Annotated in this window: 1 protein-coding gene; it reads right to left on the bottom strand. The window is 63.5% G+C overall.

All coding sequences use genetic code 11. The features are described from left to right. Positions 1–1,171 (bottom strand): IS256 family transposase (locus ACETK3_RS21305; protein WP_373993594.1); only part of this gene is annotated, 1,171 nt, incomplete at both ends.

A 1,171-nucleotide genomic window follows, 5' to 3' on the forward strand; every position in this document is an offset into this window, starting at 1 on the left:
CCATCGGGTCCTGCCGGCACCGGTCGGATCGAGGGATCTGGTGACGAGATACAGGCACTTTAGCGCGGCCTGCTCGGTTGGGAAATGACCGCGTGCCTTCACGGCCCGCCGGTACCGGGCGTTGAGCGATTCGATGGCGTTGGTCGAGCAAATCACGCGCCGGATTTCCACGTCGTAGTCCAGGAACGGGATGAACTCTTCCCACGCGTTCTCCCAGAGCCGGACGATCGCCCCGTATTTCCTGCCCCACCGCTCCGTGAGCTCCTCGAGTGCCGTCCGGGCGGCCGCGGCGTTCGGGGCTGTGTAGATGGGCTTCACATCGCGTTTGAGCGCGTCCCAGTCCTTTTTCGAGGCCAGTCGGAAGGTGTTGCGGATCAGGTGGATGATGCAGGTCTGCACCGTCGTCAGCGGCCAGACATTGCCCACCACTTCCGGCAGGCCCTTGAGTCCGTCGCAGACCAGGAAGAAGCTGTCTTTCACACCACGGTTCTTGATGTCAGTGAGAACGCTCATCCAGAACTTCGCGCCCTCGCCGCCGGTCCCGGCCCACAGGCCCAGAATGTCCTTCTCCCCGTCCAGGGTGACGCCAATGGCGGCGTAGATCGGCCGGTTGGCGACCTGACCATCGCGGATCTTGACCACAATGGCGTCGATGAAGATCGCCGCGTAGACCTCATCAAGCGGCCGGTTCTGCCACTCGTTCATCTCCTCGAGGACCCTGTCCGTGATCCGCGAGATGGTCTCCTTGGAAACGGAAGCCCCGTAGATCTCGGCGAAGTGCGCACTGATCTCGCCTGTTGTCAGGCCCTTCGCGTACAGCGAGAGGACCATCTCGTCCACCCCATTCAGCCGGCGCTGGCGCTTCCGGACAATGACCGGCTCAAACGTGCCCGCCCGGTCCCGCGGAACGTCGATGCCCACCGGCCCGGCGGTCTCCGTCAGCACAGTCTTGGACCGGGTCCCGTTGCGGGCATTGCCCGTCTCTTTCCCGGCCGCGTCGTGCTTCTCATAACCGAGGTGCTCCGTGAGCTCCTCATCCAACGCGGTCTCTATGACCGTCTTGGTCAGCTGTTTGAGCAGCCCGTCCGGACCAGTCAGAGACAATCCCTGTTCACGGGCCATCCTCACCAGCTCACGGGCGGCCTCAGCCTCCGAATCTTCCTTCGGTTTC

Source organism: Arthrobacter sp. E44, from assembly GCF_041877125.1.
Lineage (GTDB): Bacteria > Actinomycetota > Actinomycetes > Actinomycetales > Micrococcaceae > Arthrobacter.